The following is a 13,634-nucleotide window of genomic DNA, read 5'->3' on the forward strand; positions in this document are numbered from 1 at the left end:
GGCCATTCTACCTGGATTCGCGTTTGACGCCAAACCACTGATGGTACCAACGGGGCATTAATTGATCGCGCAGGCTGTAAACCGCAATTTTACCCTGTTGGATAGTGATGCTGATCTGGCCCGACTGACCGGTGTCGAGCCAGTTAAAACCGGCTCGCTGGTAATTTTCCAGCACGCTTTTTGCCGGCATATGCCAGGCGTTGTAGCGCGCCAGAGAGGCAAGTGCTGTTTTGCCGGCCGCGCTGCGCAACAACAGCGGGGTTGAGGACGTGCGGCTGCCGTGATGCGGCACCTGCAGGATATCGACCCTGAGACGCTGCTTCTCCAGCGCCACCAGCTGACGCTCCGCTATCGCCTCGATATCGCCGGTTAACAGCAATCTCACCTGACCATCATCGACGATGATGACACAGGAATCGTTGTTGTCGCCGCGGGTCGGCAGGGACAATGGCCAGAGAACGTCAAACTGGAGCCGGCCCCAGCGCCATTGCGTACCGCGTACACAAGGCAGATGGGCGTCGTTTGCCAGCGCGCTACGCACGTTAACCGTCGGCCAGCGCGCAGTTATCGCCGCAAGTCCACCGCTGTGGTCGAGATGTTTATGACTGAGGATGATCTGCTTCAGTCGCAGCTGCTTGCGCTCCAGCCAGGGGATAATCACCCGGCTGCCAGCGTTGTCGCTCTGCCAGCGCGGACCGGTATCATACAGTACCGCTTCATCGCCCTGACTGATCACCATACTTAAACCGTGACCGACATCCAGCATATCGATGCGCCATCCCGGCTCCTGTTTCGGCTGGCGACTCATGATTATCGCGAGCGCAATTGCACTGCTGCTCAGAGGCAGAGCGAAGAACAGCTGGGTTCGCCATAGAATCAGACCGCCCCATATCAGCACCGCGAAAAAAACGGTGCCGTGCAGCGGCCACCAGCCTGGCGGCAAGGCTGCCAGAGACTGTAATAGTGCCCGTAACGACAGATCCGCAGCCTGCCAGAAGAGTATCGATAACGCAGGTAGAGGCAGCAGCATTGCGATAAGAATCAGCGGCACGGTAACGAATGACACCACCGGAACGGCCAACACGTTAGCCACCAGTGCAGTCAGGCTGATACCATTAAAGATAGCCACCTGCAGCGGTGCCATCAGCAACAGCATTCCCAGCTGAAGATGCAGCAGCTGCAGCGGTAACCAGCGCCGTTGATGGCGGAATCGGCGGGAGAGCGGGAACCAGTGATACCAGATCAGCAGCATGGCGACAGCCAGCGTCGAGAGCCAGAAGCTTTCTGACAGCACAGTCAGGGGATCGAGGATCAACAGCAGCGCTACGCAATATGTCCAGACCTGCCAGCTATTGAGCTGAATGCTGGCAATGCGGGTGAGCGTCCAGAGCGTCAGCGCCAGCAGTGCGCGCTGTGCTGGCGGATGCGCCCCCGACAGCCAGGTGTATAGCGCAGCAAACAGCCAGCTGAGTAACAGTGGAAAACCGTAACTGATATAGCGGGCCGGCAGCGCAAATTGCAGTCCGCGAGCCAGCAGCCAGCCGCTGCCTGCCGCCAGCGCAATGTGCATACCTGAAATCGCCATCAGATGAGCGGTACCGGTATCACGCAACAATTGACGCGTTTCGCGGCTCAAATCATCGCGGATGCCGAAGGCCAGAGCCTCTAATGTGGCATGTGACGGTAAGGCGGCTGTCTGTCTGCGGTGCCGCAGGATGAATCGCCAGCGCCAGTTACACTGACTCTTATCCGCAACCTGCTGAAGAATGTGCCCCTGTAACGGCGTATTATTCGCCAGCGCAAAACGCTGAGCATCAAAATCGCCCTCATTCAGCCGGGCATGAACCGCCCGCAGTCGTAATCGCATTGTCCAGCGCTGGCCGGGACAATACTGTTCAGGATCGGCATCGAAATAGAGCCAGGCAAAACGAGGTGGAAACAGCCAGCGCTCGCCCTCTTTCAGCAGGTGAACCCTGATTTGCCTGCTCTCCTTTTTCAGTTCGACAATGCGGATGCTGTAGGTGGCTGGTCGTGCGGCATGATGCTCAATATCCCTGACCATTAACCTTGCATCGTTACAAGCCCATGCCAGTAGCAGCAGTGCGAGCCCGCTTATGCGCAGGGTTGGCAGACGACATTGCAGTAATGCGATCCCTGTCAGCAGCAAGCCCAGAATGCTTTCCCCGGCAGGAAGCCGGGCGATAAACAGTAAAGGCAGCGTAGCCATAATGCCCAGCCGGGCTACAACCATCCATGTCAGCATAATCACATCCATCCTGATGAAGAGACTTATTCTGAACGGCTGGAGGAGGCGTTAAAGCAGGTAATCAGACAGTCGCGAGCGGTATCGCATTAATTCGCTGGTGTTGCAGAACAGGTTGCACCCATCCGGATGTCAGCGCGGAAAAATAGCGGGTAAAAAAAAACGACACCCGGAGGTGTCGTTTGTCTGGTTCGGTATCGGCTTAGCCGTAGATATTTGCGCGATCGCGCAGCTCTTTGCCTGGCTTGAAGTGGGGAACGTATTTACCTTCCAGATCCACTTTGTCACCCGTTTTCGGGTTACGACCGGTGCGCGGAGCGCGATAGTGCAAAGAAAAGCTGCCGAATCCCCGGATTTCGATGCGTTCGCCTTGTGCCAGCGTTGTGGCCATGTGCTCAAGCATCTCTTTTACTGCATCCTCAACGACTTTCGCCGGTATATGAGTATGCTGTCCCGCCAGTCTTTCGATCAGTTCTGACTTGGTCATGTAACCTCCGGTTTATCCCTCTGGGAAAGTATGACAGCTTTTACCGAAACCGGGTGGTTGCCCACCCGGTGCTTCAGGTCGATTACTCGCCTTTAGCCGCTTTGAACGCTTCAGCCATAGCGTTAGAGAAATTGCCTTCTTCCTGTTTGGTGTTAACAGTATTGATGGCTTCTTTCTCGTCAGCCTGGTCTTTCGCACGGACAGACAGGCTAACCACACGGTTTTTACGATCAACACCGGTGAATTTGGCTTCAACGTCGTCACCAACGCTCAGAACCAGAGTGGCATCTTCAATGCGATCCAGTGAAGCTTCAGAAGCGCGCAGGTAACCCTCAACGCCGTCTGCTAATTCAACTGTAGCACCTTTAGCATCAACAGCAGTTACTTTGCCGTTAACGATAGCGCCTTTCTTGTTCAGCGTGATGTAGTTGTTGAACGGATCTTCTGCCAGTTGCTTAACGCCCAGCGAGATACGCTCACGCTCTGCATCGACCTGCAGTACAACGGCAGCGATTTCGTCGCCTTTTTTGTACTCACGAACGGCTTCTTCGCCGGTCGCGTTCCAGGAGATGTCAGACAGGTGAACCAGACCGTCGATGCCGCCGTCCAGGCCGATGAAGATACCGAAGTCAGTGATTGACTTGATTTTACCTTCAACACGATCGCCTTTGTTGTGCGTCTCAGCGAACTGCTGCCATGGGTTAGATTTACACTGCTTCAGACCCAGGGAGATACGACGACGCTCTTCGTCGATGTCCAGAACCATAACTTCAACCACGTCGCCTACGTTAACAACTTTAGACGGATGGATGTTTTTGTTGGTCCAGTCCATTTCAGACACGTGTACCAGACCTTCAACGCCTTCTTCGATTTCCACGAAGCAGCCGTAATCAGTCAGGTTGGTTACACGACCGGTCAGGCGGGTGCCTTCCGGATAGCGCTTAGCGATAGCAACCCATGGATCTTCGCCCAGCTGTTTCAGGCCGAGGGATACGCGGGTACGCTCGCGGTCGAACTTCAGCACTTTAACAGTGATTTCGTCGCCCACATTGACGATTTCGCTTGGATGCTTAACGCGCTTCCAGGCCATGTCAGTGATGTGCAGCAGGCCGTCAACGCCACCCAGATCAACGAATGCACCGTAGTCAGTGAGGTTCTTAACGATACCTTTGACTTCCATGCCTTCCTGCAGGTTTTCCAGCAGCTGATCGCGCTCTGCGCTGTTTTCGGATTCGATAACCGCACGACGTGAAACCACGACGTTGTTGCGTTTCTGATCCAGCTTGATCACTTTGAATTCAAGCTCTTTGCCTTCCAGGTGCAGCGTATCGCGCACCGGACGAACGTCAACCAGTGAACCAGGCAGGAACGCACGGATACCGTTCAGCTCAACTGTGAAGCCGCCTTTAACTTTGCCGTTGATAACACCGGTAACAGTTTCAGCGTCTTCGTAAGCTTTCTCCAGCGTGATCCAGGCTTCATGGCGCTTAGCTTTCTCACGGGACAGCAGGGTTTCACCGAAGCCGTCTTCCACTGCATCCAGAGCAACATCAACTTCGTCGCCAACCTGGATTTCCAGTTCGCCGGCTGCGTTCTTGAACTGCTCTGCAGGAATTGCAGATTCAGATTTCAGACCCGCATCAACCAGAACGACATCTTTGTCGATAGAAACGACGATGCCACGAACGATAGAACCCGGGCGGGTTTCGATTGTTTTTAAGGATTCTTCAAATAGTTGAGCAAAAGATTCAGTCATATTGATAATCTTCAGGATTCTTCAATTTAACGTCCATCTGACTTCATGTCGGATGGGGTTGTTTCACATGCCCGGCACCGGATCCCTGGTACAGGGTGATAAATTCAGTTAAGCCGTAATGCCCAGCTTTTCCCGGGCATAGTGTAGCGCTTTTTCAATGACTTGATCGATAGACATTTCAGTAGAGTCCAGAACCAATGCATCGCCAGCGGCTACTAAAGGCGCAATTGCGCGGTTACGATCGCGGTCATCACGCTCTTTTATCTCGGCTAAAAGGCGATCAAAGTTAACATTAAAGCCATTATCCTGCAACTGTAGCATGCGGCGCTGGGCACGCTCTTCAGCGCTGGCATCCAGGAAAATTTTGACCGGCGCATCCGGGAAAACCACGGTGCCCATATCGCGACCATCGGCGATCAGACCCGGCGCCTCGCGAAAGCCGCGCTGACGGCGCAGTAACGCTTCACGTACTCGTGGAAAAGCCGCCACGCGGGAAGCCGTGTTGCTGACCTCCTGGGTACGAATTTCGCTGGTGACATCTTCACCTTCCAGAATCACCTGCATCTCGCCATTTTGTGACACAAAGCGCACATCCAGATGTGCGGCAATCGGCACCAGCGCTTCTTCAGATTCGATATCGACCTGATGATGTAACGCGGCTAACGCCAGCACGCGATAAATTGCGCCGGAATCCAGCAGATGCCACTGCAAGGCTTCCGCCATTGCTTTGCACAGGGTCCCTTTTCCCGCACCACTTGGCCCATCGATAGTTATGACCGGGGCAGTTACTGTCATTATTCCCTCCTGTTGCTGCGCGCTTGTCGGCCTGTTGGCCATCGGTAATGACTAGCATTATACGCTGCCCAACCATCCTTGGTTACCCTTTCGCACTGACGGTGTTAATAATTCCAGGTAAATCAGAGGATCTCTGCCGCAATACGGCCAGATAATATGAGGATTTCCGGTGCAGTAACGCACCGGAGATGAGGCATCAGGCTGGCTGGCTGATTTTTGCCAGCTGAGCGAAGTAGTCGGGAAACGTTTTCGCCGTACAGCCCGGATCAAGAATGGTAACCGGCGTATCAGAGAGCGCCACCAGCGAGAAACACATCGCCATACGGTGATCGTTATAGGTACCAATATCCGCATGAACCAGCGTCGCCGGCGGGGTAATGCGGATAAAGTCGTGGCCTTCTTCCACTTCTGCGCCCACTTTGCGCAGTTCAGTGGCCATCGCGCTCAGTCGATCGGTCTCTTTCACCCGCCAGTTATAGATATTACGCAACTGGGTGGTTCCCTCGGCGAACAGCGCCGTGGTGGCAATGGTCATCGCCGCATCCGGGATGTGGTTCATGTCCATATCAATCGCCTGTAACTTTCCGGCCGTACAGGCAATGTAGTCGTCGCCCCACTCAATCTGCGCGCCCATTTTTTCCAGTACATCGGCAAAACGGATATCGCCCTGCACGCTGTGGCGGCCAATCCCGGTCACCCGTACCGTTCCACCTTTGATAGCGGCAGCGGCGAGGAAATAGGAAGCCGAAGAGGCATCACCTTCAACCAGATAGTCGCCCGGTGACTGATAGTGTTGCTGTCCTTTGATCAGGAAATGCTGATAGTTCTGGTTTTCAACCTCAACGCCAAAGCAGCGCATCAGGTGCAGCGTAATATCGATGTAAGGCTTCGAAACCAGTTCGCCTTTGATGCTGATACGGGTGTCCTGCTCAGCCAGCGGTGCAGTCATCAGTAGCGCCGTCAGGAACTGACTGGAGACGCTGCCATCCACGCTGACGTCACCCCCGGTAAAGCCTCCACGCAAACGCAGCGGCGGATAATCCTGATTCTCCAGATACTCAATAGTGGCACCGCCCTGGCGTAATGCATCGACCAGATGCCCGATTGGCCGCTCTTTCATACGCGGTTCGCCAGTGAGTTCAATATCCTGCTGACCCAGGCATAACGCGGCGGCCAGCGGACGCATCGCGGTACCCGCATTCCCCAGGAATAGCGAGAGAGGCTGATCGGATTGCAACGGACCGCCCTTTCCCGTGACTTCACACACCCGGCGATCGCTGGAAAGCGTGTAGTTTACGCCCAATGCGCTAAGGGCATTCAGCATGTGCTTAACATCATCGCTGTCGAGCAGGTTGGTCAGACGGGTGGTGCCTTTAGCCAGTGCCGCCAGCAGCAATGCACGATTCGATACGCTCTTAGATCCCGGCAGATTTACCGTGCCGTTGACGCGCGCGATGGGTTGGAGAGTCAGGGAGTCCTGCATGTGAAACGAAATCCTCAAAAAATACGAAGACCTCGCCAACTGACGAGGTCTGGCATCAGCATTGATGCTGATATGTTATTAATCAGCCGTGACGGCGTTCAAAATCAACCATAAAATCGGTCAGCGCCTTAACGCCTTCCAGCGGCATGGCATTATAGATCGAGGCACGCATTCCACCGACGACCCGATGTCCTTTCAGCGCATGCAGTCCGGCCCTGAAAGACTCTTCAAGGAACAGCGCATCCAGTGTTGCATCAGCCAGCTGGAAAGGGATATTCATGCGTGAGCGGTTTTCTGTCGCCACGTCATTGCGGTAGAAACCGCTGTGATCGATCACGCCATACAGCAGGTCAGCTTTGGCCTGATTGATCCGGTCAATCTCAGCCACGCCACCCTTCTCTTTCAGCCATTTGAACACCAGGCCAGAAAGATACCAGGCAAAAGTGGGCGGAGTATTGAACATCGAGTCATTGTCCGCCAGCACCTTATAATCAAGGATGGAAGGTACCGAGGCCTGCGCCTGGCCTAACAGATCTTCACGCACAATCACCAGCGTTAATCCGGCGGGTCCGACGTTTTTCTGCGCACCGGCATAGATGACGCCATAACGGCTGACATCAATCGGACGCGAAAGAATGGTAGAGGAGAAATCTGCGACCACCGTTTTGCTGCCAAAATCAGGCTGTTCGTCGATCGCAATACCGTCGATAGTTTCGTTCGGACAGAAGTGCAGATAAGCAGAGTCGTCGCTAAAGTCCCATTCCCGCATCGGCAGAATCGCACGTTTACCGTCACGTGTGGTTTTGACATCCAGGGTGCGTGGGGAGCAATACTTCTGCGCTTCTTTTATTGCGCTGTGCGCCCAGTAGCCGCCATCGGCGTAGTCAGCCGATGACGCATTGCCCAGCAGGTTGCCCGGCACAGCAGCAAACTGCGCACGCGCGCCGCCGTGGCAGAATAATACTTTGTAATTGGCCGGTATTTTTAGCAGATCACGGAAGTCCTGCTCCGCTTCTTCGGCCACCTGAATAAATTCTTTGCTGCGGTGACTGATCTCCATTACGGAGGTTCCCAGGCCACGCCAGTTTGTCAGCTCTTGTTCTGCACGACGGAGCACTTCAACCGGCAGCATCGCTGGGCCGGAGCTAAAATTATAAACTTGCGTCATTTCCCCTCACCACTGTCATATCGAACGGTTATGAATAACTTACCGGTTTTATCACTGCATCCTGATGGCTGCAATCATAAATCCGGTGACGGTCACATTTTCTGAATCCGTCGTGCCGGAGGTTATGTTACCAATGCAAACCAACACAAAATTTTGTGAGGCTTCGTCCAGCCTGCCGAATTGCCGTTTGGTCTGACAGCCCTGGTGATGAACACTAAGCCGGTAAATTTATCCCGCCTTGATAGCGGATCGTCGGCAAAATCCGTATCATTGCGCGCTTTACGCACCCTATGACAACTGAGAGAGCGGCACTATGACGCAAACATTTATCCCGGGCAAAGATGCCGCGCTGGAAGACTCCATCACCCGTTTCCAGAACAAGCTTCAGGACCTTGGTTTTAATATTGAAGAGGCCTCCTGGCTGAATCCTGTTCCCCATGTCTGGTCTGTGCATATTCGTGACCGCGATTGCCCGTTGTGCTTCACGAACGGTAAGGGGGCCAGCAAGAAAGCGGCACTCGCCTCTGCACTGGGTGAATATTTTGAGCGTCTCTCAACCAACTATTTCTTCGCTGATTTCTGGTTAGGAAAAACTATCGCCAACGGCGATTTCGTTCACTATCCCAATGAAAAATGGTTTGCGCTGCCGGCTGATGAATCTCTGCCAGAAGGCATTCTTGACCCGCGCCTGCGCGCTTTTTACGATCCGGATAATGCGCTGACCGCCGCAGAGTTGATTGATCTGCAGTCCGGCAATGTTGAGCGTGGCATCTGCGCCCTGCCCTTTACCCGTCAGTCCGATCAGCAAACCGTCTACATTCCGATGAACATCATCGGTAACCTCTACGTCTCTAACGGGATGTCAGCGGGCAACACCGCTAATGAGGCACGGGTTCAGGGGCTGTCAGAAGTTTTCGAGCGCTACATTAAAAACCGCATCATCGCTGAAGCCATCAGCCTGCCGGCCATTCCGGATGCCGTGATGCAGCGTTATCCTGACGTGGTCGAGGCGATTGCGCGCCTGGAAGCGGAAGGTTTCCCCATCTTTGCTTACGATGCCTCGCTGGGCGGAAAATATCCGGTCATCTGTGTGGTCCTGTTTAATCCGGCCAACGGCACCTGTTTCGCTTCGTTCGGTGCTCATCCTGATTTTGGCGTGGCGCTTGAACGTACCGTTACCGAGTTATTGCAGGGTCGCAGCCTCAAAGATCTGGATGTGTTCACGCCGCCCACCTTCGATGATGAAGAAGTCGCGGAACACGCGAATCTCGAAACGCACTTCATCGATTCAAGCGGCCTGATCTCCTGGGACCTGTTTAAAGAGACGGCAGATTACCCGTTTGTTGACTGGACCTTTGCTGGCACCACGGAACAGGAATTTGCCACGCTGATGGCGATCTTCGCGGCTGAAGATCAGGAAGTCTATATCGCTGATTATGAGCATCTGGGCGTCTATGCCTGCCGTATTATCGTACCTGGCATGTCGGACATCTATCCGGCGGAAGACCTGCTGCTGGCGAATAACAGCATGGGCGCGGGTATGCGTGAAACCTTACTGGCTCTGCCTGACAGCAACTGGAATCCGGAAGAGTATCTGGATCTGATTGGCCAGCTCGATGACGAAGGCTTTGATGACTTTACCCGCGTCCGCGAACTGCTGGGCCTGGCGACCGGTAAAGATAACGGCTGGTATACCCTGCGCATTGGCGAGCTGAAAGCGATGCTGGCAATGGCGGGAGGCGACCTGGATCAGGCCTTGATCTGGACGGAATGGACAATGGAATTCAACAGTTCCATCTTTACGCCTGAACGCGCTAACTACTATCGCTGCCTGCAGACACTGCTTTTGCTGGCGATGGAAGATGAGCGTGACCCGCTGCAATATCATCATGCGTTTGTGCGCATGTACGGCACAGAGGCAATGGAAGCCGCTTCCGCAGCGATCAGTGGTGAAAGCCCATTCTATGGCCTTCAGGCGGTGGATGAGGAACTGAAAGCGTTCCCGGCGCACCAGTCTTTGCTGGCGGCCTATGAAAAACTGCAGGCTGCGAAGCGTCGTTACTGGCAAAGCGCATAATTCATCTGCGCTAAGCAGTAAAACAGGCTGACGCCCCGGCTACCGGATCATCCGGAAGATGGGGCGTTATTTCTAAAAAACATTAGCGCCATTAAAATTTTTTTACGTCACAACACTTCATATTAATTAACATATCCGTTAACAATGAATGATAATCGCCGCTTGAAAAAGTGTAGCTGAACATTATCATTAAAATATATTTGTATTTTTAAAATTTATTTATTTATTATATTTCAAAGAATTATCTGTTTTTAACGCCTCGGATATTACTCATCGCCGCTGCCGCTCCGGCAAACATGATCCAAATCAATTACTGACCTATACTCCTTTGTTAGTATTTTTTCAGACAACTTCTGGAGTAAGTTAGTGTGAAAGCTGACAACCCTTTTAATCTTTTATTACCGGCTGCGATGGCGAAAGTTGCTGAAGATGCGGGTATATATAAAGCGACCAAACATCCTTTTACCACCTTCTTTCTGGCGATAAACGCCGGCATCTTTATCTCCATCGCATTTGTTTTTTATATCACAGCCACCACCGGTACCGCCGTAATGCCCTATGGCATTGCTAAATTGATCGGCGGGATCTGTTTTTCACTGGGTTTAATGCTGGTCGTGGTTTGTGGTGCCGACCTCTTCACCTCTACCGTGCTAATCGTTGTGGCCAAAGCCAGCGGACGCATCAGCTGGGGTCAGCTGGCCCGCAACTGGATCAACGTCTATATCGGCAACCTGGTGGGCGCACTCTTTTTTGTCGCATTGATGTGGTTTGCTGGTCAGTACATGGTGGCCAACGGCGCCTGGGGCTTAAACGTCCTGCAAACCGCTGACCATAAAATGCATCACACCTTTGTTGAAGCCGTCTGTCTGGGGATCCTGGCGAATCTGCTGGTTTGCCTGGCTGTCTGGATGAGTTATTCAGGCCGTACGCTCACTGACAAGCTGGTGGTGATGATACTACCGGTCGCGATGTTTGTTGCCAGCGGCTTCGAGCACAGCATCGCCAATATGTTCATGATTCCGTTTGCAATTGTGATTCGCGACTTCGCCGCTCCTGAGTTCTGGCAGGCGACCGGCACCACTGCCGCACAGTTCCAATCGCTCTCGGTGAGTAACTTTATTTTTGACAACCTGATTCCTGTTACCCTCGGCAATATTATCGGCGGCGGTGTACTGGTCGGGTTGACCTACTGGATCATCTATCTTCGCGATGGTGACCAGTCACATTAAATGCATTTTTGACGGCGCAGGCATCATCGGCGCCCGACCGTAAAGTCTCCTCATATAAGGCAGGTATATTATGACCGAACTTAATGCAAAACTGGCTTCAGCCTGGGAAGGATTTGCTGAAGGCGAATGGCAGAATAGCGTCAACGTACGCGACTTCATCCAGAAAAATTACACACCGTATGAAGGTGATGAGTCTTTCCTGGCGGGCCCAACCGAAGCGACCACCAAATTATGGGAAAGCGTACTCGAAGGCATCAAAATTGAGAACCGCACCCACGCACCGGTAGATTTCGATACCGACCTGGCGTCAACCATTACCTCCCATGACGCGGGTTACATTATTAAGCCACTGGAAAAAATCGTTGGCCTGCAGACCGAAGCACCGCTGAAACGCGCCATCATTCCTTATGGCGGCATCAAAATGGTCGAAGGCTCATGCAAAGTGTATGGCCGTGAACTCGATCCTTCGCTGAAAAAAATCTTCACTGAATACCGCAAAACCCATAATCAGGGTGTCTTCGATGTTTATACACCGGATATTCTGCGCTGCCGTAAATCCGGTATTCTGACCGGCCTGCCGGATGCGTATGGTCGCGGCCGTATCATTGGTGACTATCGTCGTGTGGCGTTGTACGGCATCGATTTCCTGATGGCGGATAAATTCTCTCAGTTCGCCTCACTGCAGGAAGATTTAGAGAATGGCGTTAATCTGGAAGCGACCATTCGTCTGCGTGAAGAGATTGCTGATCAGCATCGTGCGCTGGCACAGATTAAAGAGATGGCAGCAAAATATGGCCATGACATCTCCGGCCCGGCGACCAATGCGATGGAAGCCGTGCAGTGGACTTACTATGGCTACCTGGCTGCAGTTAAATCTCAAAATGGTGCTGCCATGTCATTTGGCCGCGTCTCAACCTTCCTTGATGTTTACATCGAACGTGACCTTAAAGCCGGTAAACTGACTGAAGAACAGGCACAGGAACTGATTGACCATCTGGTGATGAAACTGCGTATGGTCCGTTTCCTGCGTACGCCGGAATATGATGAGCTGTTCTCAGGTGACCCTATCTGGGCCACTGAATCACTGGCAGGTATGGGCGTTGATGGCCGTACCCTGGTATCAAAAAGTACGTTCCGCTTCCTGAATACCCTCTACACCATGGGTCCTTCACCAGAGCCGAACATGACCATTCTGTGGTCTGAAAAACTGCCGATTAACTTCAAAAAATATGCCGCTAAAGTTTCTATCGATACCTCATCTTTGCAGTATGAGAACGATGACCTGATGCGTCCTGACTTTGACAATGATGACTACGCCATCGCCTGCTGCGTCAGCCCGATGATTGTCGGTAAACAAATGCAGTTCTTTGGCGCGCGTGCCAACCTGGCGAAAACCCTGCTCTACGCAATCAACGGCGGCGTGGATGAAAAGCTGAAAATGCAGGTTGGACCGAAAGGCGACAAAATCAGCGACGACGTGCTGGATTTCGACACCGTCATGGAGCGTATGGATCACTTCATGGACTGGCTGGCAAAACAGTACGTGACTTCGCTGAACATCATTCACTACATGCATGATAAGTACAGCTACGAAGCGGCACTGATGGCGCTGCATGATCGTGACGTTTACCGTACCATGGCCTGTGGTATCGCGGGTCTCTCCGTTGCTGCGGATTCACTTTCTGCGATTAAATACGCCAAAGTGAAACCGATCCGCGACGAAGATGGTCTGGCTATCGACTTCGATATCGAAGGCGAATATCCACAGTTCGGTAACAACGACCCACGGGTTGATGACCTGGCCTGTGATTTGGTTGAGCGCTTCATGAAGAAAATTCAGCAGCTCACCACTTACCGTCATGCCGTACCGACGCAGTCTGTCCTGACCATTACTTCTAACGTGGTTTACGGCAAAAAAACCGGTAATACGCCTGATGGACGTCGTGCTGGCGCGCCATTCGGACCAGGTGCCAACCCGATGCACGGTCGCGATCAGAAAGGGGCTGTTGCCTCTCTGACCTCAGTAGCGAAACTGCCGTTTGCCTATGCGAAAGATGGTATCTCTTACACCTTCTCGATTGTGCCGAACGCGCTGGGTAAAGATGATAACGTGCGTAAAGCCAACCTTGCCGGTCTGATGGATGGTTACTTCCATCATGAAGCCAGCATCGAAGGCGGTCAGCATCTGAACGTCAACGTAATGAACCGTGAAATGCTGCTGGACGCGATGGAGCATCCAGAGAAGTATCCTCAGCTGACTATCCGTGTTTCTGGTTACGCTGTACGCTTCAACTCGCTGACTAAAGAACAGCAGCAGGATGTGATTACCCGTACCTTTACACAGTCACTGTAATCACCGCTCCGTTCGATAAAAAA

General features: G+C 52.9%; 9 protein-coding genes. 3 read left to right on the forward strand and 6 right to left on the reverse strand.

Features of this window, described 5'->3' with window-relative positions:
* Positions 1 to 7 precede the first annotated feature (7 nt).
* From LZU96_RS13205 to serC, 6 genes are all read right to left on the reverse strand, one after another.
* Complete coding sequence (locus LZU96_RS13205) at positions 8 to 2,263, reverse strand: DNA internalization-related competence protein ComEC/Rec2 (RefSeq protein ID WP_233984730.1); 2,256 nt, start codon at positions 2,261 to 2,263, stop codon at positions 8 to 10.
* Positions 2,264 to 2,465: 202 nt separating this feature from the next.
* Positions 2,466 to 2,750 (reverse strand): integration host factor subunit beta, encoded by a 285-nt coding sequence (gene ihfB, locus LZU96_RS13210; protein WP_003849360.1) that lies wholly within the window; start codon positions 2,748 to 2,750, stop codon positions 2,466 to 2,468.
* 82 nt (positions 2,751 to 2,832) lie between these two features.
* The gene (gene rpsA / locus LZU96_RS13215) at positions 2,833 to 4,506 is read right to left on the reverse strand and encodes a 30S ribosomal protein S1 (RefSeq protein WP_031376639.1); all 1,674 of its coding nucleotides are present in this window, start codon (positions 4,504 to 4,506) and stop codon (positions 2,833 to 2,835) included.
* Between the two features lie 108 nt (positions 4,507 to 4,614).
* The gene (cmk, locus tag LZU96_RS13220) at positions 4,615 to 5,301 is read right to left on the reverse strand and encodes a (d)CMP kinase (RefSeq protein WP_233984731.1); all 687 of its coding nucleotides are present in this window, start codon (positions 5,299 to 5,301) and stop codon (positions 4,615 to 4,617) included.
* Positions 5,302 to 5,497: 196 nt separating this feature from the next.
* A complete protein-coding gene (aroA, locus tag LZU96_RS13225; RefSeq protein ID WP_233984732.1) occupies positions 5,498 to 6,784 on the reverse strand; it encodes a 3-phosphoshikimate 1-carboxyvinyltransferase in 1,287 nt (428 codons plus the stop codon).
* 82 nt (positions 6,785 to 6,866) lie between these two features.
* Positions 6,867 to 7,952: a 3-phosphoserine/phosphohydroxythreonine transaminase gene (gene serC / locus LZU96_RS13230; RefSeq protein WP_233984733.1), complete on the reverse strand. Its 1,086-nt coding sequence runs from the start codon at positions 7,950 to 7,952 to the stop codon at positions 6,867 to 6,869.
* A 313-nt stretch (positions 7,953 to 8,265) separates the two neighbouring features.
* Here serC and ycaO point away from each other — a divergent pair, with 313 nt between their 5' ends.
* From ycaO to pflB, 3 genes are all read left to right on the forward strand, one after another.
* Positions 8,266 to 10,029, forward strand: a complete 1,764-nt coding sequence (ycaO, locus tag LZU96_RS13235) for a 30S ribosomal protein S12 methylthiotransferase accessory factor YcaO (protein WP_233984734.1) — start codon at positions 8,266 to 8,268, stop codon at positions 10,027 to 10,029.
* A gap of 368 nt (positions 10,030 to 10,397) precedes the next feature.
* On the forward strand, positions 10,398 to 11,258 hold the full coding sequence (gene focA, locus LZU96_RS13240) for a formate transporter FocA (protein ID WP_233984735.1): 861 nt from the start codon (positions 10,398 to 10,400) through the stop codon (positions 11,256 to 11,258).
* Positions 11,259 to 11,328: 70 nt separating this feature from the next.
* A complete protein-coding gene (pflB, locus tag LZU96_RS13245) occupies positions 11,329 to 13,611 on the forward strand; it encodes a formate C-acetyltransferase (protein ID WP_233984736.1) in 2,283 nt (760 codons plus the stop codon).
* Positions 13,612 to 13,634 lie beyond the last annotated feature (23 nt).

The sequence above is a fragment of the Pantoea agglomerans genome, assembly GCF_021397715.1.
In the GTDB taxonomy this organism is placed as follows: Bacteria; Pseudomonadota; Gammaproteobacteria; order Enterobacterales; family Enterobacteriaceae; genus Pantoea; species Pantoea astica.